Origin of the sequence: Mesorhizobium hawassense (assembly GCF_003289945.1) — a bacterium.
Taxonomy (GTDB): Bacteria; Pseudomonadota; Alphaproteobacteria; order Rhizobiales; family Rhizobiaceae; genus Mesorhizobium; species Mesorhizobium hawassense.
On sequence record NZ_QMBP01000014.1, the window covers coordinates 118,207 to 141,534 of the forward strand.

21 protein-coding genes are annotated in these 23,328 nt (G+C 64.8%); 12 read left to right on the forward strand and 9 right to left on the reverse strand.

All coding sequences use genetic code 11. From position 1 onward, the window contains the following. Window positions 1–109: 109 nt before the first annotated feature. The gene (locus tag DPM33_RS25375; RefSeq protein ID WP_112100138.1) at window positions 110–1,465 is read right to left on the reverse strand and encodes a sigma-54-dependent transcriptional regulator; all 1,356 of its coding nucleotides are present in this window, start codon (window positions 1,463–1,465) and stop codon (window positions 110–112) included. After that, complete coding sequence (locus DPM33_RS25380; protein ID WP_245442368.1) at window positions 1,462–3,327, reverse strand: sensor histidine kinase; 1,866 nt, start codon at window positions 3,325–3,327, stop codon at window positions 1,462–1,464. Before DPM33_RS25380 ends, DPM33_RS25375 begins: the two co-directional genes overlap by 4 nt. Before the next feature lie 237 nt (window positions 3,328–3,564). Between DPM33_RS25380 and DPM33_RS25385 the strand changes: the two genes are divergently transcribed. Both DPM33_RS25385 and DPM33_RS25390 read left to right on the forward strand, forming a co-directional pair. After that, a complete protein-coding gene (locus DPM33_RS25385; RefSeq protein ID WP_112100140.1) occupies window positions 3,565–4,902 on the forward strand; it encodes a dicarboxylate/amino acid:cation symporter in 1,338 nt (445 codons plus the stop codon). A gap of 131 nt (window positions 4,903–5,033) precedes the next feature. Next, complete coding sequence (locus DPM33_RS25390) at window positions 5,034–5,615, forward strand: histidine phosphatase family protein (protein WP_112100141.1); 582 nt, start codon at window positions 5,034–5,036, stop codon at window positions 5,613–5,615. 6 nt (window positions 5,616–5,621) lie between these two features. Here DPM33_RS25390 and DPM33_RS25395 read toward each other — a convergent pair whose 3' ends face one another. The 3 genes from DPM33_RS25395 to DPM33_RS25405 form a co-directional block, all read right to left on the reverse strand. Continuing rightward, a complete protein-coding gene (locus DPM33_RS25395; RefSeq protein ID WP_112100142.1) occupies window positions 5,622–6,386 on the reverse strand; it encodes a pseudouridine synthase in 765 nt (254 codons plus the stop codon). A gap of 88 nt (window positions 6,387–6,474) precedes the next feature. Next, window positions 6,475–7,017: a hypothetical protein gene (locus DPM33_RS25400; protein WP_245442370.1), complete on the reverse strand. Its 543-nt coding sequence runs from the start codon at window positions 7,015–7,017 to the stop codon at window positions 6,475–6,477. 31 nt (window positions 7,018–7,048) lie between these two features. Then, the gene (locus DPM33_RS25405; protein WP_112100143.1) at window positions 7,049–8,752 is read right to left on the reverse strand and encodes an AfsR/SARP family transcriptional regulator; all 1,704 of its coding nucleotides are present in this window, start codon (window positions 8,750–8,752) and stop codon (window positions 7,049–7,051) included. A gap of 114 nt (window positions 8,753–8,866) precedes the next feature. Between DPM33_RS25405 and DPM33_RS25410 the strand changes: the two genes are divergently transcribed. Both DPM33_RS25410 and DPM33_RS25415 read left to right on the forward strand, forming a co-directional pair. Continuing rightward, complete coding sequence (locus DPM33_RS25410) at window positions 8,867–9,532, forward strand: peroxiredoxin (RefSeq protein ID WP_112100144.1); 666 nt, start codon at window positions 8,867–8,869, stop codon at window positions 9,530–9,532. Window positions 9,533–9,670: 138 nt separating this feature from the next. Then, the gene (locus DPM33_RS25415) at window positions 9,671–10,813 is read left to right on the forward strand and encodes an NAD(P)/FAD-dependent oxidoreductase (protein ID WP_112100221.1); all 1,143 of its coding nucleotides are present in this window, start codon (window positions 9,671–9,673) and stop codon (window positions 10,811–10,813) included. Window positions 10,814–10,820: 7 nt separating this feature from the next. On the opposite strand, the gene DPM33_RS25420 is transcribed toward DPM33_RS25415, so the two are convergent. Beyond that, window positions 10,821–11,261 carry a hypothetical protein gene (locus DPM33_RS25420; RefSeq protein WP_112100145.1) on the reverse strand — a complete coding sequence of 147 codons (441 nt, stop codon included), beginning with the start codon at window positions 11,259–11,261 and terminating at the stop codon, window positions 10,821–10,823. A gap of 406 nt (window positions 11,262–11,667) precedes the next feature. Between DPM33_RS25420 and DPM33_RS25425 the strand changes: the two genes are divergently transcribed. Next, window positions 11,668–12,687, forward strand: a complete 1,020-nt coding sequence (locus DPM33_RS25425; RefSeq protein ID WP_167449209.1) for an NAD-dependent epimerase — start codon at window positions 11,668–11,670, stop codon at window positions 12,685–12,687. Between the two features lie 21 nt (window positions 12,688–12,708). Here the strand turns inward: DPM33_RS25425 and DPM33_RS25430 are convergent, their stop codons facing one another. After that, window positions 12,709–14,016 (reverse strand): MFS transporter, encoded by a 1,308-nt coding sequence (locus DPM33_RS25430; protein ID WP_112100223.1) that lies wholly within the window; start codon window positions 14,014–14,016, stop codon window positions 12,709–12,711. A gap of 240 nt (window positions 14,017–14,256) precedes the next feature. Here DPM33_RS25430 and cyoA point away from each other — a divergent pair, with 240 nt between their 5' ends. From cyoA to DPM33_RS25465, 7 genes are read left to right on the forward strand one after another with little or no spacing between them, the layout of a single operon-like run. Further along, window positions 14,257–15,438: a ubiquinol oxidase subunit II gene (gene cyoA / locus DPM33_RS25435; protein WP_112100146.1), complete on the forward strand. Its 1,182-nt coding sequence runs from the start codon at window positions 14,257–14,259 to the stop codon at window positions 15,436–15,438. Window positions 15,439–15,447: 9 nt separating this feature from the next. Then, window positions 15,448–17,445 carry a cytochrome o ubiquinol oxidase subunit I gene (gene cyoB, locus DPM33_RS25440; protein WP_112100147.1) on the forward strand — a complete coding sequence of 666 codons (1,998 nt, stop codon included), beginning with the start codon at window positions 15,448–15,450 and terminating at the stop codon, window positions 17,443–17,445. 9 nt (window positions 17,446–17,454) lie between these two features. Next, a complete protein-coding gene (gene cyoC / locus DPM33_RS25445) occupies window positions 17,455–18,081 on the forward strand; it encodes a cytochrome o ubiquinol oxidase subunit III (protein WP_112100224.1) in 627 nt (208 codons plus the stop codon). Then, complete coding sequence (gene cyoD / locus DPM33_RS25450; protein ID WP_112100148.1) at window positions 18,078–18,452, forward strand: cytochrome o ubiquinol oxidase subunit IV; 375 nt, start codon at window positions 18,078–18,080, stop codon at window positions 18,450–18,452. The genes cyoC and cyoD overlap by 4 nt, the downstream gene beginning before the upstream one ends. Beyond that, window positions 18,449–19,249 carry an SURF1 family protein gene (locus DPM33_RS25455; RefSeq protein ID WP_112100149.1) on the forward strand — a complete coding sequence of 267 codons (801 nt, stop codon included), beginning with the start codon at window positions 18,449–18,451 and terminating at the stop codon, window positions 19,247–19,249. Before cyoD ends, DPM33_RS25455 begins: the two co-directional genes overlap by 4 nt. Next, window positions 19,246–20,592, forward strand: a complete 1,347-nt coding sequence (locus tag DPM33_RS25460) for an ATP-binding protein (RefSeq protein WP_112100150.1) — start codon at window positions 19,246–19,248, stop codon at window positions 20,590–20,592. The genes DPM33_RS25455 and DPM33_RS25460 overlap by 4 nt, the downstream gene beginning before the upstream one ends. After that, window positions 20,582–21,115, forward strand: coding sequence for a response regulator transcription factor (locus DPM33_RS25465; RefSeq protein WP_167449210.1), 534 nt, complete (start codon window positions 20,582–20,584; stop codon window positions 21,113–21,115). Before DPM33_RS25460 ends, DPM33_RS25465 begins: the two co-directional genes overlap by 11 nt. A gap of 14 nt (window positions 21,116–21,129) precedes the next feature. On the opposite strand, the gene doeB is transcribed toward DPM33_RS25465, so the two are convergent. Further along, window positions 21,130–22,131 carry a N(2)-acetyl-L-2,4-diaminobutanoate deacetylase DoeB gene (doeB, locus tag DPM33_RS25470; protein ID WP_112100152.1) on the reverse strand — a complete coding sequence of 334 codons (1,002 nt, stop codon included), beginning with the start codon at window positions 22,129–22,131 and terminating at the stop codon, window positions 21,130–21,132. A gap of 5 nt (window positions 22,132–22,136) precedes the next feature. Beyond that, entirely contained in the window at window positions 22,137–23,315 is a 1,179-nt protein-coding gene (gene doeA, locus DPM33_RS25475) for an ectoine hydrolase DoeA (RefSeq protein WP_112100153.1), read from the reverse strand. Between the last annotated feature and the right edge of the window lie 13 nt (window positions 23,316–23,328).

Sequence of the window (23,328 nt, forward strand, 5' to 3'; positions counted from 1 at the left end):
CCGGCAATGCCGCCGCGGCGATGCGTTCGCCGCCCGGCTGATGCCCGCGTGCCACGGTTTCCCGGTCGGTCTTAACGGCATAGAGGCGTTGCGGTTCCACAGGCTTGTTCTATTTGGAAAAATCGCTGCGCACGATGCCGTGCCGCTGCAGCTTGTCATAGAAAGTCTTGCGCGGAATGCCGAGCGCCTGGATGGTGCGGCGCACGTCGCCGTCATTGCGACCAAGTGTCTCGCGGATGATCTCGGCCTCGTAGCGATCGAGCCGTTCCGGCAAGGGCGCGGAGGAATCGTTCCGGACTGCCGCCGGGGAAGACGCTTCGGCGATGGCTTCCAGCCCAAGCACGAAGCGCTCGGCGAAATGGGCGAGTTCGCGCACGTTGCCCGGCCAGTCATGCTCCTTGAGATGGCGCTGGACCGCGGCGGAAGTCGCAGGCACGGCGCGCCGGAAGCGGGCGGCGGCGCGTTCGGCGAAGTAGCCGAACAATAAAGGCACGTCGTCCCGCCTTTCGCGCAGCGGCGGGATCGAAAGCGTCACCACATTGAGCCGATAGTAGAGGTCCTCGCGGAAATCGCCGCGCTGGTCGGCATCGCCGAGATCGACTTTGGCAGCGGCGACGACACGCAGGTCGACAGGGCGCACCTCGTTGGTGCCGAGCGGCGTCACCTCGCGCATTTCCAAGACGCGCAGCATCTGCACCTGCGTCGCGGCCGGCATGCTCTCGATCTCGTCGAGGAACAGCGTGCCGCCGCTCGAATGCTCGATGCGGCCGACGCGCTTCTTCTGCGCGCCGGTGAATGCGCCGGCCTCATGGCCGAACAATTCGCTCTCGATGACCGTCTCCGGCAGCGTGCCGCAATTCAGCGCCACGAAATTGCCCTTGGCGCGGCGGCTCCAGCGGTGCAGCAGGCTCGCCACCACTTCCTTGCCGGAACCGGTCTCGCCGGTCACCAGCACGTCGACGTCGGTATCGGCGATCTGCCGCAGCGTGCGCCGCAGCCGCTCCATAGCCGGCGTCTGGCCGATCAGCGGCAGGCCTTCCTGCGCCTGTTCGGCGGCCTCGCGCAAGGCGCGGTTTTCCATCACCAGCCGGCGTTTTTCGGCGGCGCGGGCGACGCTCTGCGCCAGCCGCTCAGCGGCGAAAGGTTTGGTGATGAAGTCGTAGGCGCCGTCCTTGATCGCCTTGACGGCGATCGCGATATCGCCGTGCCCCGTGACCAGGATGACGGGGATATCGGGGTCGAGTTGCAAGACGCGGTCGAAAAGCTGCAGCCCGTCGATCTCCGGCATGCGGATGTCGGACACCACGACGCCTGCGAAGTTCCGGTCGAGCGCCGCCAGCGCTTCCTTCGCCACCGCATAGGCCGACACCGCAAAGCCCGCGAGCTCCAGCGTCTGCCTCGTCGCCCTGAGCAGGTCGCTGTCGTCGTCGATCAGGATCACTGGCGCGGGATCGTCCTTGGTCATGCTGCGCCGGCTTTCGACAGATGAATGGTGAAGCGAGTGCCCTGGCCGCTGCTTGCCACCTCGATGCGGCCGCCATAGTCGGCGACGATGTCCTTGGAGATGACGAGGCCGAGGCCGAGACCTTTCTCCTTCGAGGTATTGAAAGGTGTGAACAGCGACTTCAGGATCTCGGGCGGAATGCCCCGACCGTTGTCGGAAACGACTAGCGCCACGTCGTCCGCGGTTTCGGCGGCGCTGACTTCCACCCGCGCGTCGTCGCGGCCTTCGAGCGCCTCCAGCGCGTTCTGGAAGAGGTTGATCAGCACCTGCTCCAGCCGCAGCCGGTTGCCCATCACCTTCAGCGCCGGCGGCGGCAGTTCGATCGCCAGCGCGTCCAACCGGCCGGCGAACCGGCTCCTGAGCAGCACGACCGCGCCCTCGATCACGCCGCGCAATTCGACCGGCTCGGCGGCGGTGCGACCCTTGCGGGCGAAGGCTTTCAGTTCCTCGGTGATCGAGCCGATACGCTCGGTCAGCGCCGCGATGGCGCCGAGGTTCTCCTCGGCTGAGGAGTTCTGCTTGCGCTCCAGAAAGACGCGCGCATTGTCGGCATAGGCGCGGATGGTCGCCACTGGCTGGTTGATTTCATGCGCGACGCCGGCGGCGACCTGGCCAAGCGTCGCGAGCCGGTTGGCCTGCACCAACTCCTGCTGCATCACCTGCAGCTTGGCTTCGGTGCTGCGGTGATCGGTGATCTCGGCCTGCAGCCGGTCACGCGCCAGGCTCAGATCCCGCGTGCGCTCGACGACGCGGCGCTCGAGCTCGGTGCGTGCCGCCTGTTCGGCGGCAATCCGCATCTGGCCGGATTGCCGGCGCCAAAGCAGATAGGCGGCCAAGGCGATGAGGGGCACCAGAACACCCAGCGCCAAAAGCCGCATTTCGCGTTGCGCGGCGGCAATCGGCGCTTCGGCCGGCACGAGATAGTCGAGCCGCCAGGGCGTCGATGGCACCGCCGTCGAAAGCCGCAGATATTCCGCGTCGCTGCCGCCGGGCGTCAGCGCGTGAACCAGCGCGACATCGGCGGAAAGCGCCTCCGGCCTGGTGATCGGCAACGGCACCAGCGGCGCGTCGCCGAATTGCTGGCTGGCGCGGATCTCGGCGAGCACCGGTCGGCTGAGCGGCTCCGTCGTCAGGAAGCGCCAGGAGGGCACGCTGGTGATCAGCACCACGCCATGCGCATCGCTGACATAGGCCGGCCGGTTGGCTTCGTGCCAGTCCGCCTCGAGCTGGTCGAACTCCATCTTGACCACGACGACGCCGAGCGGCCCCGAAGCGCCGTCGACGCGGCGCGAGATGTAAAGGCCCGGCCGTTTGCTGACATTGCCGAGCGCGAAATATTCGGCTGTGCCGGACTGCATCGCGTCCGAGAAATAGGCGCGGAAACCATAGTCGTTGCCGACGAAGCTGACCGGCTCGCGCCAGTTGCTGGAGGCGATCGCCAGGCCATCCGTGCCAGTGACGTAGAGCACCGAGGCCTTGGTGCCTGAAACCAGGCCCTCCAGTTTGCGGTTCAAGACATCGATCGCGGCCGGGCTGCGTTGCGTCAGCGCGTCATTGACCTGCTGATCTTCCGACAAGAGCAGCGGCAACGCGCGTGGATTTTCCAGCACCGCGCGCAGCAGCGCGACTTTGAGGTTCGCGTCCGTGCGGCCTTGCGTGGCCAACGCCTCGATCTCGGTCGAACGGCCATAGAGGCCGGCGCCGTAGAGCGCTGCCGCGATGATTGCAAGCACCACCGCCGCAAACAGCAGCCAGGCGCGTCGCGCCCGCCCGGCGAGCGATTCGGGCGTCGAGGCGAGGGCAGCGGCAGGGCGTTGCAGCATGCCGCATTTGTGCATGATTTCGCACAAAGTGCAATTCAGCCTATGCGGATTGCCGCACGGATGCCGTGCAATATGCACCTCGTAAGGCCAAAAAAGCTACTAAAATCAATGAAACGAAGCGCGGGGCGCAATCTGGCACGCTCATTGCAAATGCATCTGCAGCAGCCGCGAGGCTGTGGAGGTCAACTGCCCCCTGGGAGGTCGAGCAATTCGATCGGGGGCCGAACGGAGGACATCATGCAGACAGCAATCGCTGCCGCCGAACCGCGCGGCAAGGTTCCCTTTTACCGGCATCTCTATGTGCAGGTCCTGGTGGCGATCGCCGCCGGCATCCTGCTCGGACATTTCTATCCCGACCTGGGCGCTTCGCTGAAGCCGCTCGGCGATGCCTTCATCAAGCTGGTCAAGATGGTCATCGCGCCGGTGATTTTCCTCACCGTGGCGACCGGCATCGCCGGCGTTTCCGACCTGCACAAGGTCGGCCGAGTCGCCGGCAAGGCGATGATCTATTTCCTCGTATTCTCGACGCTGGCGCTGATCGTCGGCCTCGTCGTCTCCAACGTAATCCAGCCCGGAGCCGGCATGCATATCAACCCGGCGACGCTCGACCCGTCGAAGGTGGCGACCTTCACCGAGAAGGCGCATGACACGACCATCGTCGGCTTCCTGATGAACATCATCCCCGACACCATCACCGGCGCCTTCGCGCAGGGCGACATCCTGCAGGTGCTGTTCTTCTCGGTGCTGTTCGGCATCGCGCTGGCGCTGGTCGGCGAGCGCGGCCGTCCGGTCGTCGATTTCCTGCAGGCGCTGACCTCGCCGATCTTCCGCCTCGTCGCCATCCTGATGAAAGCCGCTCCCATCGGCGCTTTCGGCGCCATGGCCTTCACCGTCGGCAAATACGGCATCGGCGCGATCGCCAACCTCGCCTTCCTGATCGGCACCTTCTATCTGACGTCGCTGCTCTTCGTGCTCGTCGTTCTGGGCACCGTGGCATGGTACAACGGCTTCTCGATCCTGGCGCTGATCCGCTACATCAAGGAAGAGCTGCTGCTGGTGCTCGGCACCTCGTCGTCAGAGGCGGCGCTCCCCGGCCTGATGGCCAAGATGGAGCGCGCCGGCTGCAACCGATCTGTGGTCGGCCTGGTCATCCCGACCGGCTATTCCTTCAACCTCGACGGCACCAACATCTATATGACGCTGGCCGCCCTATTCATTGCCCAGGCGACCGACACGCCGCTGACCTTCGGCGACCAGATCCTGCTCCTGCTCGTCGCCATGCTGAGCTCGAAGGGTGCCGCCGGCATCACCGGCGCCGGCTTCATCACCTTGGCAGCGACGCTGTCGGTGGTGCCGACCGTGCCGGTCGCCGGCATGGCGCTGATCCTCGGTGTCGACCGCTTCATGTCGGAATGCCGGGCGCTCACCAACTTCGTCGGCAACGCGGTCGCGACCATCGTCGTGGCGCGTTGGGAAGGCGAGCTCGACCAGAAGCAATTCGCCGCCGCCATGGCCGGCCAGCTGCCGGAAGAGGCCGACCTCGCGCTGTCCGGCGGCTTCCAGCCCGCCGAGTGACAGGCGGTTCTAGGCACCTCCCGAGCCTGTGCAGGCCGCGGCTTAGCCGCGGCCTGTTCTTTTTGCCGGCTGCCGCATAGGGTGGCGCCGCCGGCTCTCCCCGGTGCAACTTTCAGCCGCGAGGGCCGCCGATGAGCAGCGAGTTTCCCGAAATCTACCTGGTTCGCCATGGCGAGACGGAGTGGAGCGCCTCAGGCCGGCATACCGGCCGCACCGACATCCCGCTGACCGCGAAAGGCGAAGAGGCCGCGCGCGGCCTTGCCGACCGGCTCGAGGGCCTGACCTTCCAGGCGGTCTGGTCGAGCCCGTCGCAGCGCGCCTTCGACACCTGCCGCCTCGCCGGCTTCGGCGAACGCGCGGTTAAAAATCTGGATCTGCAGGAATGGGATTATGGCGCTTATGAAGGCGTGACGACGAAGGAAATTCTCGCCAAGCATCCCGGCTGGAACGTATTCCGTGACGGCTGTCCGGCCGGCGAGATGGCCGCCGATGTCGGCGCCAGGGCCGATGCCATCATCGCCGGACTTCGGGCCATTGCCGGCAACGTGCTCGTCTTTTCCAGCGCGCATTTCCTGCGCGTCTTCGCGGCGCGCTGGGTCGGCCTGCCGCCGCAAGGCGGCGAGCATTTCGTGCTCGACACCGCCAGCCTCAGCGTCCTCGGCTACGAGCACGACCTGACCGAGCCGGTCATCCGCCGCTGGAACCAGAGATAGGCTTCGCTATCCCCCCAGCATCGCCAGTTCCTCTGCCGTCAGATGCCGCGCCTTGCCCTTGGCAAGCTCGCCGAGTTGAAGACCGCCGATCGCTACCCTGATCAGCCTTAGAACCTCGATATCGAAGGCGCCGAGCAGCCTGCGGATCTGCCGGTTGCGGCCCTCGTCCAGCACGATCTCCAGCCAGGCCGTGCGGCCGCCGCTGCGCAAGAGCGCGATCGAGCTTGCAGTGAGCAACTCGCCATCGACGGCAGCGCCTTGGCGAAAGCGCTCCAGCATCGCCTCGTCGGGCACGCTTGCGATCTGCACGTGATAGGTCTTGGCGACATGCGAGGCGGGGTCGAGCAGGCCGTTCGCCCAGCGCGTGTGGTTGGTCATCAGGAGCAGGCCTTCGCTTGCCTTGTCGAGCCGGCCGACCGGCGACACGAAAGGCAGGTCCAGCCCTTCCAGGCAACCATAGACCGTGCCACGGCCTTCCGGATCGTCACGCGTGGTGACCAGCCCGCGCGGCTTGTTGAGCATGAGATGGACCTTGCGCTCGGCGGCGACCCGCGCGCCGTCGACGCTGATGCTGTCACGCTCGAGGTCGACCCACAGCGCAGGATCGCGCGCCACCTCGCCCGCCACGCTCACGCGTCCTTCGGCGATCAGCAACTCGGCCTGCTTGCGCGAGCAGAGCCCGAGCTTCGACAGTGCCCGGTTGAGGCTGACCTTCCCGGCGGCGGACTGCCGCGCAGGCTCGGGAGGCTGTCGTGCGGGCTTGCGTGTCATCGGCCGACAGATGCCATGCGGCGCGGCGCATGCGCAACCTCGGGTGAAGTAAGATGTTTTTTTGGGGACTGCTCGGCGCGGCGCGACGTCATTGATCCTTCGGCGCGCTCAGCCGCCGGTAGGGGACGTCATCGAACGTTGCCGTCACGAAGCTCTTCACCGACATTTTGCGCTTGCGCCCGTCGCTGCAGGCATAGAGCGGCCAGCCGGCTTCGCTGCACTCGCTGGCCTGGCAGACGCGGGCCACGCAGTTGCCGGCGGTCAACCGGAAGCCACCCTTGCCGGCAAAGCCCTGCAGCAGGCTGCCATCCGCCGAGCGCCATGTCCGTTGCTGGAATTCCGGCCGCAGCTGGAGAGGTTCGAGCGGTGCGGCGAGATTGGCTGTGCCGATGACACCGGTGAGCAACAGACGATAGCGCGCCATTCCGGTCGTATAGGCGGTCACGAGGTCGGACTCACCCGAATAAGTGGTTGCGAGGTCGGGGCGGTCGAAAAGATGGGACGCGCGCGCGTCCGCCGCTGTCGGCCCAATCAGGGCAACCAAGGCGACGAAGGCCAGGCTAGCGCGCACCATCTCGATTTCCAGCAGCCATGCATATCCGGGCTGCCAGCGCCCCCGGCTGCCTTCCATACCATCCCGCCGATTGGCCTCCGGCGCAAGCTCAGCCGTGATTTCCCATTCGCGCCAGGCATCGCGCCTGGTCGCGCGGCCGGCCGAGCTCCTCGTAACGGCTGGCGGCCTCTTCGAAGGCGGCGAGCGCGCGCACTTCCTTGTCTTGTGCACGCCGCTGCACGCCGCGCGCTTCCCAAAGGGCTGCAGCCCAAGGGCCGCCTTGCCACATGCCGGCAATGCGCTCGGCGTCGTTCAGGCGGCGGTCGACCTGTTCCAACTCGCCCGCTTCGGCAAGCGCGATCGCCGAGGCGGTGCGCAGCGCCATCGAGCAGGGCTGGCAGGCGCCAGGCGTCAACAGCCGGTCGCCGGCGAGGATCTCTTCGGCCACCATCTTCGGCGTCGCTGCCGCCCGCACGGCCAGCGCCTGCATGCGCATGATCAGGTGCGGCGACAGCCATGTACGTTCGGCATCGCCGAGGCCGCGCTGGATCAGCCGGCTGGCGCGCCATTTCTGGCCGCGCTCCAGGGCGATCTCGGCCAGTCGCTCGATGGCCAGCACACGGCCGGCGACCGCATCCGCGGCGAGCAGCAGCTTTTCGGCTTCGGTGAGGAACTGCTCGGCCCTGTCGAGCTCGCCCGAAAAAAGCGCGGCTTCTCCAAGAAGAAGGCAGGCGAGACCTCGCCCGGCACTCGATTCCGCTTCCTCGGCGACAGCGAGCAGTTCCTGGGCCAGTCCCGCGACTTCGGCATGGCCTTTGGCGCTGCACAGGCAGAACTCGGACAGGCAGAGATGCCCGTCGAAGACATGTTGCACGAAGGCCGGCTTGGCGCGGACCCATTCGATGAATTCGGACCGGAACAATTGTGGCCATCGCGCCTGCATCATCGAAGCAAGCCCTAGCAGCGCGCTCGCCTCGCCGACCTCGCGCGGCAGATCGGCGCCCAGCGCCAGATCACGTGTCTGCCGTGCGATCTCGCTCGCCTTGTCGAACTCGCCGCTCTGCAGATGCACCAGCCCCCAGGCCAGCGAGGTGCGGATCCGTTCCGAGGGGTTGACCGTCTCCGCGCCGGACAGCGCCAGCGCCTTCTCGTAAAGCGCGATGGTCGCGGCACTCGGCCCGACACCGAGCTCGGCATGCAGATTGTCGCGAAGCTGGTTGAACTGGCGGATCGCCTCGACCCGGCTGCCGGCGTCGAGCGCCGTCTGCATCAGCGCGCATTGCGCCTGCTCGTCGGCCGGGTCGAGCGCGATCAGCCGCTGCCACAACTCGCCGGCGCGCAACAGGTCGCTGTAGCGCTGCTGTATCTGCGCGCGGGGAGCGTCGAGCCATTCGACGAAAATATCGTCCGGCAAAAGCCTGCCGCCATAGAGGTCGGCGGCGCGTTCGAAAGCGCTCTTCTCGCTGCCGCGCAACGCCGTCTTGGCGGCGGCCTCGAAACCTTCGATATCGATATCGAGCTCGGCATTGGGTGCGAGCGCGATGACGTCGTTGCTGATTGTGATGAGGTCGTGGGCGCCGAGCGCGCGTCGCGCGAAATGCACGGCCTTGCGCAGGCTGGCGCCTGCCGCCTCCGGATCGGCGTCCGGCCAGAAAGTCTCCATCGCCTGCTCGCGATGCATGCGATGCGCGGGCTTCAGCGCGAGCAGCTTGACCAGCGCCGCAGCACGGTCACGCCGCCAGTCGGCCGCCGGGATCGGCCGGTCATCGACGCTAACGGCGAAACGACCGAGCAGATGGATGGAAACGCGCATGGGGGCACCATCAGGAAGGCCGTCTCCAGGCAGGGAACGCCTGGGAACGCTGGCGGAACATAGATTTCCCAATATGCCCTCGCAATCGAATTCCAACCGGAAAGGAACACAACCATGTCACTCCGTATCGCAGACGTCGCCCCCGACTTCACCGCCGAGACCACGCAAGGTCCGATCTCCTTCCACGAATGGCTTGGCAAGGACTGGGGCATCATCTTTTCGCATCCCAAGGACTACACGCCGGTCTGCACCACGGAGCTCGGCTACATGGCCCGTCTCAAGCCCGAATTCGACAAGCGCGGCGTCAAGGTCATCGGCCTTTCCGTCGACCCGGTCGACAAGCACGCCGGCTGGGCGAAGGACATCGCCGAGACGCAAGGCATGGCGCCGAACTTCCCGATGATCGGCGACCCGACGCTCGCCGTCTCGCAGCTCTACGACATGCTGCCGGCCTCGGCAGGCAACAGCGCCGACGGCCGCACCGCCGCCGAGAACCAGACGGTGCGCAATGTCTACGTCATTGGCCCCGACAAGAAGATCAAGCTGGTCATATCTTACCCGATGACGACCGGCCGCAACTTCGACGAGGTGCTGCGCGTGGTGGACTCCCTGCAGCTCACGGCCAAGCACCGCCTGGCGACACCGGTCAACTGGAAACCCGGCGACGACGTCATCATCGCGGGTTCGGTGTCCAACGATGAGGCCAGGCAGCTCTATCCGCAGGGCTGGAAGGAACCGAAGCCCTACATCCGCATCGTGCCGCAGCCTGTGTTGACCTGAGAGACCAGACGACCTGCCTGGGGCGGCGGGGCATCGGCGACGAGGGCGTACGAGAGACGCGCCCTCGCCGCCACTGGGAAGGCATTGAACGAGTTCAATCCGGCGCCACGGCTTGGCGCCAAGACCTGGGGAACCGAGATGAGCACTGCAGAAAAACCACGCATCGTCGTTCTGGGAGCGGGCTTTGGCGGCCTGGAACTGACGACGCTGCTGTCCGAGGCCATGGGCGACGCCATCGACGTCACGCTCATCGACAAGAGCGAAGCCTTCATCTTCGGCTTTTCGAAGCTCGACGTGATGTTCGGCCTGAAGGCGCCGGAGGCTGTGCGTCTGCCTTACAAGAACTACGCCAAGCCTAGCGTGCGTCTGCTGAAGCGGACCGTCACCGCGATCGATCCGGAAATGCGGCAAGTCACCACCGATGACGGCGTCTTCGATGCCGACTACCTGATCGTGGCGCTTGGCGCCGAATATGATTTCGACGCCACGCCCGGGCTGTCGGGGACCAACGAGTTCTATTCGGTTGCCGGCGCGGAGCGGCTGCGCGACGTGCTGCCCACCTTCAAGAAGGGCAGGGCGATGGTCGGCGTCTGCGGCGCGCCTTACAAATGCCCGCCGGCGCCGAGCGAATGCGTGCTGATGCTGCACGACTATCTGACGCGGCAGGGTGTGCGCGAGGCCTGCGAGATATCGCTGGTGCTGCCGCTTGGCAGCCCGGTACCGCCTTCGCCCGACACCTCGCGGGCACTGCTTGCCGCCTTTGCCGAGCGCGACATCAAGTTCATCCCGAGCCGTCGCGTCGTCTCGGTCGACAATGCCCGCAACGTGGCGGTGCTCGATGACGGCAGCGAAATGCCGTTCGACCTCTTCCTCGGCGTTCCCAAACATCGCGTGCCGCCGGTGGTGCTGGAAAGCGGCATGTCGGAGAACGGCTGGATCCCGGTCAATCCGCGCACGCTCGAAACCAGATATGCGAATGTCTACGCGGTCGGCGACGGCGCCAACACCGGAACGCCCAAGGCCGGCGTGTTCGCCGAAGGCGCGGCACGGGCGGTGGCCACCGCCCTCGTCGCAAAATTGCGCCAAAGCGGCAGCGGCACGCTCTATGACGGCTTCGGCACCTGCTACATCGAATTCGGCGGCGGCCGCATCGGCAAGGTCGAGGTCGATTTCTTCTCAGGCCCCGCGCCGACCGGCAATTACTATGAGCCGTCGGTGGCGCTGCGCGCCGACAAGGAAAAGTTCGGCTCGAGTCGACGGTCGCGCTGGTTCGGCTCGTGAGCCGCCTTCAGCCGTTGCGAGAGGGCGGGAGCTCGAACAAAGTGGCGCCGTTCTCCCGCCCTCGGTCGATATAGCCGATCACGCGGAACCATCTCGCGACGTCGGGCCGCTCCAGCCAGCTGCGCGAATGTATCGGGAGGTTGCCGGCAAGCGCCTGGACATGGCGGATATGCCGCTTGCAGAAGCGGACCGTCGCGGCGTTGAAGAAATCCTCTTGCGCGGCAAACAGCGTATCGGCGGCATCCGCGTCCTCATGCCAGGCGATGATCGCCATGGTCCTGTCGTCTTGCACGAGCGCATGCGCCCGGCCTTCCTTCAGGTTCATCATCAGATTGTCGTAGGCGCTTTTGCTGTCCTTGCCGGCCGCCACATATTCGTCCGACATTCGCTTGGACAGGCCGTGGAAAACATCTTCGAGGTCTCCGACCGTCGCTGCGCGTGCTCTCATTTCTCCTCCTGACAGCCCGGTAGCAGTTTGCCCCAATGAAGGGGGATCACCAAGAAATTTGAATCCCCGTTGCGCCAATGCGCGCAAAACAATTCCGCAACAAGTGTGATCGACCCATGCCAGGCTCATACATAAGCGCTTGCTTGAGATAGAACTTCCGCTGTCGAAAGCAGATTGCCTTCGCGTGCCTTGCTGAAAACCTCTACCTACCAGAAGACCCTCCCAATCACCGGGAGGCAATGCCGAGACGGCTTGCGTGTCGTTGAATTCGTCGACTGCCTGCCATAAAAGTTTTCGACCGGCTTGAAGAAGTCCAGGCGTGATCGCGGGCTCTGGACGAACAATCGGTGTGTGAGCGGTCTGACTAGTGTGTGAGTGGTCTGACTGAAACGTTGGGGGGCACAGAGTGACGTCGAGCAGGCCGATACTGATCACCGGCGCAGCCGGCTTCATAGGCTTTCATCTCTGCCACAGGCTGCTTGCTGAAGGCAGGCAGGTCGTCGGCCTCGATTCCATGACCGAGTATTACGACGTCGCCCTGAAGCAGGCGCGGCTCGATCGGTTGAAAGAATTCGCGAACTTTCGTTTCGAGCATGTCGATCTCATCGATCGCGACCGTATCTCGTCGCTGTTTGTGTCGGCCGCGCCGGAGATCGTCGTCAACCTCGCCGCGCAGGCAGGCGTTCGCTATTCGCTAATCAATCCGCACGCATATGCGCAAAGCAATCTCAACGGCTTCCTCAACATCCTGGAAGGATGCCGGCATGCCTCTGTCGGTCATCTCGTCTATGCATCGTCGAGCTCGATCTATGGCGGCAGCCTGCGCATGCCGTTCTCGGTGCATGATTCCGCCGACCATCCCCTCAGCCTCTATGCCGCCAGCAAGAAGGCAAACGAGTTGATGGCGCACACCTACAGCCATCTGTTCGGACTGCCGACGACGGGCCTGCGTTTCTTCACCGTCTACGGCCCGTGGGGGCGGCCCGACATGGCCTTGTTCATCTTCACCAAGGCCATCCTCGCCGGCCAGCCGATCGACGTTTTCAACTATGGCAACATGCAGCGGGACTTCACCTATATCGACGACATCGTCGAAGGGGTGGTCCGCGTCATGCAACATCCCGCGACGCCCAACCCCGACTGGACGAGCGCCGCGCCTGATCCCGCGACGAGCAACGCGCCCTACAGGATCCACAATATCGGCGACAGTTCGCCGGTTCAGCTGAGCCGGCTGATCGACGTGCTCGAAGACGCGCTGGGGCGCAAGGCAATCCGCAACCTGATGCCGATCCAGCCGGGCGACGTGCCGGCGACCTACGCCGACGTCACCTCGCTCGAAGAGGTGACCGGCTTCAAGCCCGAGATTCCGATCGAGATCGGCATCCCGCGTTTCGTGGAATGGTATCGGCATTTCTACCGGGTTTGATCGGATGCCCGCGCCAGTCCGCTAGCTCCTGGAGGATTGCCGGTCGATCCACAGCGCGATCAGCGTGCAGGCGGCGCCCGACAGCAGATAGGCGCCGGCGGCGATGAGGCCGAAATTACCGGCCAGAAGCAGCGCCGCAAGCGGCGCGAAGCCGGCGCCGAACATCCAGGCGAGGTCCGACGTCACCGCCGAGCCGGTATAGCGGTGCTGGCGCGAGAAGCTCGATGCGACGACGCCCGAGGATTGCCCGAAGCTTAAGCCCAGCAGGATGAAGCCAAGCACCATGAACAGCGCCTCGCCGACAGTGCCGCCATCGAGAAGCTGCGGGGCAAAGCCGCTGAATGCGGCAATAGTGACGGCGGAGCCACCGAGCAGGGCGCGGCGTCCGACGCGGTCGGCCAGTGGACCCGATGCGACGATCGCCGCGATGCCGAACAGCGCGCTCACCGCCTCGATCATCAGGAAGCGCTCCGGACCCTCATTGGTGAACAGGAACACCCAGGACAGCGGAAACACCGTCACCATATGGAACAGCGCGAAACTCGCCAGCGGCGCGAAGGCGCCGACCACGACATTGCGGCCTTCGGTGCTGACCATGTCCCTGATGCGGGTCGGCTGCAGGTCGCCGCTCTCGTAGAGTTTCGAGAATTCGGGCGTGACGACGATGCGCAGCCGGGCAAACAACGCCACGACGTTGATGGCGAAGGCGACGAAGAAGGGATAGCGCCAGCCCCAGGAGAAGAAATCGTCGGCCGAAAGATTGGCGACGAAGAAGGCAAAAAGCGAGCTTGCAACGATCAGCCCGATCGGCGCGCCGAGCTGCGGGATCATGGCATAGATGCCGCGTCGGTTCTGCGGCGCGTTCAACGCCAGCAGCGAGGGCAGCCCGTCCCAGGTGCCGCCGAGCGCCAGGCCCTGCAGGAAGCGGGTAAGCGACAGCAGCCAGGCGGCGACGGCGCCGACGTCTTCATAGGAGGGCAGGAACGCCATGGCGACGGTGGAGGTGCCGAGCAGGAACAGCGCGATCGTCAGCTTGGCGCCGCGGCCATAGGCGCGGTCGATCGCCATGAACAGCACGGTGCCGAACGGGCGCGCGATGAAGGCCAGTGCGAAGATGGCGAAGGAGTAAAGCGTCCCGGCCAGTGGCTCATGCGTTGGAAACACAAGCTTGGGGAAGACGATCACGGAAGCGATCGCGTAGACGAAGAAATCGAAGAACTCCGACGTCCTGCCGATAATGACGCCGACCGCGATATCGCCGGCGCTGACCTGGCCGTGATGCGACCCGATCAGCCTGCTGTCCGTTTCGGTAGTCGAAGTTTCAGCCATCTTGTCCGTCGCCACCGAGCTCGGGTTCAGGATGCGATTGCCGTCATCACGATGCGACTTGTCGTCATCCGGATGCGGTTGTCGTCATCCTATTATGCGTGCACAGTTTCGCGAAAGCCATGGTAACTGGGCATTGGACAAATTGTCCAATGTCGTCCCCGTGCCGGCGGCAGTAGCCGTTGGCTCATAACGCGTCGTAACCTGCGAAAGCCTGTTGCGGCGCCATCGAGGGCAGCGTTGATGAAACGATCCGGAGCCTTGCTTCTTGTTCCCCTGGCCGTGCTGCTGAGCGGCTGCGACCTCGTCGTGCTGTCGCCCGCGGGCGACGTGGCAGTGCAGCAGCGCGACTTGCTCGTCGCTTCGACCCTTTTGATGCTGCTCATCATCGTGCCGGTCATGGCGCTGACCGTGCTGTTTGCTTGGCGCTACCGGCAATCCAGCACCACGGCGACCTATACGCCCGACTGGGACCATTCGACCAAGCTGGAGCTGGTGATCTGGGCAGCGCCGCTGCTCGTCATCATCTGCCTCGGCGCGCTGACCTGGCTCGGCACCCATCTGCTCGATCCCTACCGGCGCATCGACCGCATCGAGCCCGGACAGCCGGTCACGCAGAACCACAAGCCGCTCAAGGTCGAGGTCGTCGCGCTCGATTGGAAATGGCTGTTCATCTATCCGGATTACGGCATCGCCTCCGTCAACGAGCTGGCCGCGCCGGTCAACCAGCCGATCGACTTCCGCATCACCTCGTCGACGGTGATGAACTCCTTCTACATTCCGGCCCTTGCCGGGCAGATCTACGCCATGCCTGCCATGGAAACCAAGCTGCACGCCGTCATCAACCGTCCGGGCACCTATACCGGCTTCTCGGCCAATTACAGCGGCGCCGGCTTCTCCGGCATGCGCTTTGCGTTCCACGGCCTCTCCGACCAGGCCTTCGGCGAGTGGGTGACGCAAGCCAAAAGCGCGCAGGGCACGCTCAGCCGCGAGACCTATCTTGAGCTCGAACGCCCGAGCGAGAACGAACCGGTGCGCCACTATGCCTCCGTCGATCCCGACCTCTATGGCGCCATTCTCAATCTGTGCGTCGAGCGCGGCAAGATGTGCATGAACGAGATGATGTCGATCGACGCCAAGGGCGGCCTCGGGCTCGCCGGCGTGCGCAACACCTTGCCGCTGCAATATGACGAGCTTTCGCGGCGCGGCGCGGTGTTCGGCAACGATCCGGCCTATGTCGCGAGCATCTGCACCGCGGAGGAGGCGGCCGCCTCCTCGCGCGCGGCCCGCGATACGGACGCGAAATACTGGCCGGTGCGCGATCTTTCCCCGTTGCGCGGGGCAGGGCTGCTCGGCCCCGGTACGGGCACCCGCCGCGCCGACGCCGAGGCGCCGTCGCTCGGCTTGTTGCGCTTGGAATTGTGAGGATCGCGGATGCCTGAGTCGCTGACCAAATTCATCTTCGGCCGCCTCACTCTGGAGTCGCTGCCGCTGCACGAGCCGATCGTCGTCGTCACCTTCATCGTGGTGGCGCTGGGCGGCCTCGCGGTTCTCGGCGCCATCACCTATTTCAAGCTCTGGGGTTATCTGTGGCGCGAATGGTTCACCAGCGTCGACCACAAGAAGATCGGCGTCATGTACATGGCGCTCGGCCTCGTCATGCTTTTGCGCGGCTTCTCCGACGCCATTATGATGCGCCTGCAGCAGGCGATCGCCTTCAACGGGTCCGAGGGCTATCTCAACGCCCATCACTACGACCAGATCTTCACCGCCCATGGCGTGATCATGATCTTCTTCGTGGCGATGCCTTTCGTCACCGGGCTGATGAACTTCGTCGTGCCGCTGCAGATCGGCGCGCGCGACGTCTCCTTCCCCTTCCTCAACAATTTCAGTTTCTGGATGACGGTCGGCGGCGCCATCCTGGTCATGGCCTCGCTATTCGTCGGCGAGTTCGCCCGCACCGGGTGGCTGGCCTATCCGCCGCTCTCGGGCATCGACTACAGTCCAGACGTCGGTGTCGATTACTACATCTGGGCGCTGCAGGTCGCCGGTGTCGGCACGACTTTGTCCGGCATCAATCTCATCTGCACCATCATCAAGATGCGCGCCCCCGGCATGACGATGATGCGTATGCCCATCTTCACCTGGACCTCCCTTTGCACCAACGTGCTGATCGTGGCGTCCTTCCCGGTGTTGACGGCGGTGCTGACGCTGTTGGCGCTCGACCGCTATGTCGGCACCAACTTCTTCACCAACGACTTCGGCGGCAACCCGATGATGTATGTGAACCTCATCTGGATATGGGGTCACCCGGAGGTCTACATCCTCATCCTGCCGCTGTTCGGCGTCTTTTCCGAGGTCACCTCGACCTTCTCCGGCAAGCGCCTGTTCGGCTACACCTCGATGGTCTACGCCACGGTGGTCATCACCATCCTGTCCTACCTGGTCTGGCTGCACCACTTCTTCACCATGGGCTCCGGCGCCAGCGTCAATTCCTTCTTCGGCATCACCACGATGATCATCTCGATCCCGACCGGGGCGAAGATGTTCAACTGGCTGTTCACCATGTATCGCGGCCGCATCCGCTTCGAGCTGCCGATGATGTGGACGCTGGCCTTCATGCTCACCTTCGTCGTCGGCGGCATGACCGGCGTGCTGCTTGCCGTGCCGCCGGCCGACTTCGTGCTGCACAACAGCCTGTTCCTGATCGCGCATTTCCACAACGTCATCATTGGCGGCGTGCTCTTCGGCCTGTTCGCCGGCATCGCCTACTGGTGGCCCAAGGCCTTCGGCTTCAGGCTCGATCCGTTCTGGGGCAAGGTCTCGTTCTGGTGCTGGGTGCTCGGCTTCTGGTTCGCCTTCATGCCGCTCTACATACTCGGCCTGATGGGCGTGACGCGCCGCATGCGGGTCTTCGACGATCCCTCGCTGCAGATCTGGTTCGTCATCGCCGCCTTCGGCGCGGTGCTGATCGCCGGTGGTATCGCCGCCTTCCTGGTGCAGATCTTCGTCTCCATCCGCAGGCGCGAAGCGCTGGCCGATCACACCGGCGATCCTTGGGATGGCCGCACGCTCGAATGGTCCACTTCCTCGCCGCCGCCGGCCTACAACTTCGCCTTCACGCCGGTCATTCGCGACAATGACGCCTGGTTCGACATGAAGAGAGCAGGCTACCGTCGCCCGCTCTCGGGCTTCAAGCCGATCCATATGCCGAAGAACACGGGCACCGGGGTGATCCTGGCCGCCTTAAGCGTCGCGCTCGGCTTCGGCTTGATCTGGTACATGTGGTGGCTGGCGGCGCTGAGCTTCGTCTGCCTGATCGCAACCGCGATCGGCCATACCTTCAACTATCACCGCGACTTCGACATCCCGGCGGCCGAGGTCGCGCAGACGGAGGAGGCGAGGACGACGCTCCTCGCCGCCCAAGGCTAGGGTTTGAGCATGACATCGACGGCAATCACGGCCGGCGCCGAGCCGGTCTTCCACCTCGAAGAAGAGCACGCGCACGCCGAAGGCGGCAGCACCATGCTCGGCTTCTGGCTCTATCTGATGAGCGACTGCCTGATCTTCGCCATGCTGTTCGCGGCCTTTGGCGTGCTGGGCGGCAATTACGCGGCGGGTCCGGCGCCGAAGGACCTGTTCGATCTCGGCCTGGTGGCGGTCAACACCACCATGCTGCTGCTCTCCTCGATCACCTATGGCTTTGCCATGCTGACCATGGACAAGGGCCGCGTCGGCGAGACGCAATCCTGGCTCGCGGTGACAATGCTGTTCGGCTTGGCGTTCCTGTCCATAGAGCTCTACGAATTCGCCCACATGATCCATGAAGGCGCGACGCCGCAGCGCAGCGCCTTCCTGTCTTCCTTCTTCACGCTGGTCGGCACGCACGGCCTGCACGTCACCTTCGGCATCGTCTGGATGGTGACGCTGATGGTGCAGGTCGCGAGGCACGGCCTCATCGAGGCCAACCGCCGCCGGCTGATGTGTCTCTCGATGTTCTGGCACTTTCTCGACGTCGTCTGGATCGGCGTCTTCACCTTCGTCTATCTGATGGGGACGTTGCGATGAGCGCTCAGGATCATGCCGGTCACGACCACACTCATGGCGGCGCCGCGCACGGCTCGCTGAAGGGCTACCTGATCGGCTTCGTCCTGTCGGTGATCCTCACCGCCATCCCGTTCTGGCTGGTGATGGATGGCGTCATCGACAACAAGCAGGCCACGGCCGTCATCGTCATGGCCTTCGCGGCGGTGCAGATCATCGTCCACATGGTCTTCTTCCTGCACATGACGCCAGCCTCGGAAGGCGGATGGTCGATGCTGGCGCTCATCTTCACGGTGATCCTCGTCGTCATCGTTTTGAGCGGCTCGCTCTGGGTGATGTACCACCTCAACGCCAACATGATGCCGGGCCTGCACGAGATGCGGCAGATGCCATGAGCCGTGTGTCAGGCGCGGGGAGGACCGACGTCGGGGCAAAGCGCGTAACTGAACGCGCCGGTGTTGGCGCCGCGCCGTCAAGGAGCGGCGCGTCGAGACTGCTTCTCGTCCTGCTCGGGCTTCTCGGCATCCTGGTGTTTGTTGGCCTTGGCATCTGGCAGTTGGAAAGGCGAGTCTGGAAGCTCGACCTGATCGCCCGCGTCGACCAGCGCATCCATGCACCGGTTGCAGATGCCCCTGGTCCAGCCAACTGGGGTGATATCAACGCTGCCTCCTCCGAGTACCGCCATGTAAGGCTGGCAGGCCAGTTCCAGGGCGCCAACACGCTGGTGCAGGCGGTGACCGAGCTTGGCGGCGGCTATTGGGTGCTGACGCCGATGCGCAGCGACCGCGGTTTCACGGTTCTGGTCAACCGCGGCTTCGTTCCGCAGGAACGCAAGGCGGAGTTCCAGCAAGAGCGCGGCGGCCTGACATCCCCGACGGTGGTCGACGGATTGCTGCGCATCAGCGAGCCCGGCGGCGGCTTCCTGCGCAGCAACGATCCGGCGGCCAACCGCTGGTATTCGCGCGACGTCGCGGCAATCGCCAGGGCGCGCGGCCTAACCGATGTCGCGCCCTACTTCATCGATGCCGGGGCATCCGACGCGGACAGCTGGCCGCGCGGCGGGCTCACCGTCGTCACCTTCCGCAACAGCCATCTCGTTTATGCTTTGACCTGGTTCGCCTTGGCGGCGATGCTGGCGTTCGCCCTCGCCAGGCCGATTATCGCCCGCCGCAATCGGAACGCAGCGCGATGAACATCGCGTGGCCCCATCACGACAAGCCGTTCCTGGCGGCACCCCTCGCCGGCCAGGGCGGTGCCGCCTCGAATTCCGAAGCGACGAACCGCAAGAACCTTCTCCTGCTCGTCCAACTGCGTTGGCTGGCGGTTGCGGGGCAGGTGCTGACCATTCTGGCGACGCAATACTGGTTCGCCATCCCGCTGCCGCTGGCCGAGATGGCGGGCGTGGTGCTGTTTCTCGTCGGGTTGAACATCTTCAGCCTGTTCGCCCTGCGCGGCGACCGCCGCATCTCCAACACGCAGCTGTTCGTCGCGCTGATCTTCGACATGGCGGCGCTGACGACGCAGCTCTACCTGAGCGGCGGCGCCTCGAACCCGTTCGTGTCGCTCTATCTGCTGCAGATCACGCTCGGGGCCGCGCTGCTGGCGCCCTGGTCGACCTGGATCCTCGTGGTCGCCGCCTCGGCCTGCTTCGTCTTCCTCATCTTCGTTTTCCAGCCGATCGCCATTCCACATCACGGCGGCAGCGACCTTCTGGCCTTGCATCTGCGTGGCATGTTCATCTGCTTCGTGCTGGCGGCCGGCCTGATCGTGATCTTCATGACGCGCATCAACCGAAACCTGCGCGAACGCGATGCCTATCTCTCCGACCTGCGTCAGCGATCGGCCGAAGAGGACCACATCGTTCGCATGGGTCTGCTGGCCTCCGGCGCCGCGCATGAACTCGGCACGCCGCTCTCGACCATATCAGTCATCCTGTCCGACTGGCGCCAGATGCAGGGCGTCAAGCGCAACCGCGAGCTTGCCGAGGACGTGGCTGAAATGCAGGCGCAGATCGAGCGCTGCAAGAGCATCGTGACCGGGATCCTCATGTCCTCCGGCCAGGCGCGGGGCGAGGGCACCATCCGCACCACGATCCGCCAGTTCCTCGACGATCTCGTCCAGGAGTGGCGCGTCAGCCGCCAGCCTGTCAAACTGGACTACGGCAACGGTTTCGAGCCCGACGAGCCGATCGTGTCCGACACGGCGCTGAGACAGGTGATCTTCAACGTGCTCGACAATGCCCAGGAAGCATCACACGATTGGGTCGGCATCACCGCCGAGCGGCAGGATGAGAAGCTGGTATTCACCGTCAAGGATCGCGGGCCGGGTTTCGGCATGGATATTCTGACCGGGCTCGGCCAGCCCTATATGTCGAGCAAGGGGCGTCCGGGCGGCGGCCTGGGCCTCTTCCTGGTGTTCAACGTGGTGCGCAAGCTCGGCGGAGACGTTTCGGCGCGCAACACGGGCGAGGGCGCCTGCGTTACCCTTTCGCTGCCGCTGGCGGCGCTGACCGATGGAGGCGACCGTGAAGCCTGATCGATCCCTGTTCGTCGTCGAGGACGACGCGACTTTCGCGCGCACGCTCAAACGCTCGTTTGAAAAGCGCGACTACGACGTCGTGGCCTGCCACGACCGCGACGCGCTGCTGGCCGCGCTGGAGACGGCCGTGCCTGCCTACGCGGTCGTCGATCTCAAGCTCGGAGCGGGATCGGGGCTCGAATGCGTCAAGCTTCTCAGCGCCCGCAATCCGTCGATGCGGATCGTCGTGCTGACGGGATTTGCCAGCATCGCCACGGCGGTCGAGGCGATCAAGCTGGGCGCGTGCCACTATCTGGCCAAGCCCGCCAACACCGACGACATCGAAGCCGCCTTCGGCCGCGCCGAGGGCGACGTTTCGGTGGCGCTCACCAGCCGTCCCACCTCGATCAAGAACCTCGAATGGGAGCGCATCCATGAGACGCTGGTCGAGACCGGCTTCAACATCTCGGAAACCGCGCGCCGGCTCGGCCTGCACCGGCGCACCCTTGCCCGCAAGCTCGAGAAGCGCGTGGTGCAGTAGGCGAGGGTCGGCAACTACCCGACGGCCACGCCCAGCACCGAGACGCAATCCCCTGCCTTGACCAGGCCGGGGAAGTGACGTGCCGCAAGCAGCCCGGACATCCTGGCCTTGATCTCCTGCGGCGCCTGGCCGGTGCGGCCGACCGGATAGATGCGCGCAATAGCCTGGCCGTCCTTCACCGTCTCGCCGAGATCGACCATGGTCTCGATCATCCCGTCATCCTCGGCGAAGGCGAAGCAATCGCGGGACGGCATGTCCAGCCATTTTGTTCGAGTCTTCTCGACCGCACCAGACACAATACCGGCATGGCGAAGCACGTTGAGGATGCCGCGCCGGGCAATCCGCACCGTCTCGGCCCGCGACGTCCCGCCGCCGCCGAGCTCGGTGGTGACGAACACCTTGCCCATCTCCTCGGCGGCCGTGTCATACATGCCGACCGCATCGATCTCGGTCATGCGCATCGAGAACGGCGCCGAGAAGGCCTCGACCGCTGCGAAAGCCTTTTTCTCCTGCGCCTTGTCGGGCAGCGTATGCGCCGCGCAGAACGGCACGAAATCCAATGTCTTGCCACCCGAGTGGAAGTCGAAGACGAGGTCCGCGCGCGGCAGCAATTCGCGCTGGAAATAGTCGGCGATCTTCTCCGTCACCGTGCCGTCGGGGCGACCGGGAAAGGAGCGGTTCATGTTGCCCTTGTCGATCGGCGAGGTGCGCGTGCCGGCGCGGAAGGCCGGATAGTTCATCGCCGGCACGATGATGACCGTGCCGGAAACTTGGCTGGGATCGAGAGTGCGGGCGAGTTGGTAGAGCGCCAGCGGCCCCTCATACTCATCGCCGTGATTGCCGCCGGTGAGCAGTGCCGTCGAGCCCTTGCCGTTGCGCACGACACAGATCGGGATCATCACCGAACCCCAGGCCGAATCGTCGCGGCTGTAAGGCAGGCGCAGGAAGCCGTGCTGCACGCCGTCGTGCTCGAAGTCGACGGTCGGCGCGATCGGCGACGGACGCAAAGCTGACATCGGCCTCAGTCCTTCACGAAGAGCTTGCGCGGCACATTGGCCAGGCATTCGACGCCGCTGTCGGTGATCAGGATGGACTCGGTGATCTCCAGCCCCATCGTCTCCAGCCACAGCCCGGTCATGAAATGGAAGGTCATGCCGGGCTTGAGCTCTGTGCGGTCGCCGGGGCGCAGGCTCATGGTCCGCTCGCCCCAGTCCGGCGGATAGGAAATACCGATCGGATAGCCGGTGCGGTTGTCCTTGACGATGCCGTACTTCTTCAGGACGGCGAAGAAGGCGTTGGCGATGTCCTCGCAGGTGTTGCCGGGTTTCGCGGCGGCGAGGCCGGCCTCCATGCCCTCCAGCGTCGCCTTTTCGGTATCAAGGAAGGCCTGCGTCGGCTTGCCGAGGAAGACGGTGCGCGAAAGCGGGCAATGATAGCGGTTGTAGCAGCCGGCGATCTCGAAGAACGTGCCTTCGTTCACCTTCATCGGCTTGTGGTCCCAGGTGAGATGCGGAGCCGAGGCATCGGCGCCCGACGGCAGCAGCGGCACGATCGCCGGATAGTCGCCACCGATGCCGTCGACGCCGCGCGTGCCGGCATCGTAGATCTCGGCGACCAGGTCGCATTTACGCATGCCGACTTCTATTCTGTCGACGATCCGTTGGTGCATGGCCTCGACGATGCGGGCGGCGTTGCGCATGTAGCCGATCTCGGTCGCGCTCTTCACCGCGCGCTGCCAGTTCACCAGCGCGGTGGCGTCGGCAAAGCGGGCATTCGGAAGGTACTTCTGAAGTGCCGCGAAGGCGGCCGCCGAGAACCAGTAATTGTCCATCTCGACGCCGATGGTGAGCTTGTCCCAGCCGCGCTCGCCAAGCACCTTGGCGAGGTAGTCCATCGGGTGCCGCTCGGTCGATTGCACATAATGATCGGCGTAGCCGACGATGTTGTCATGCGCGAGGTAAGCGGTGCGCTTGGCGCCGTTGGCGTCCTGGCCGCGGCCATACCAGACGGGCTCGCCCGAAGGCGGTACGATCACCGCCTGGTGCACATAGAAGGACCAGCCGTCGTAACCCGTCAGCCAGGCCATGTTGGAAGGATCGCTGACGATCAAAAGATCGACGCCCTTGGCCTCCATGGCCTTCCGCGTCTTGGCGAGGCGATCGGCAAATTCGCTCCGCGAGAATTTGAGGTCTGGTTGCATTTTGTTGGTCCTC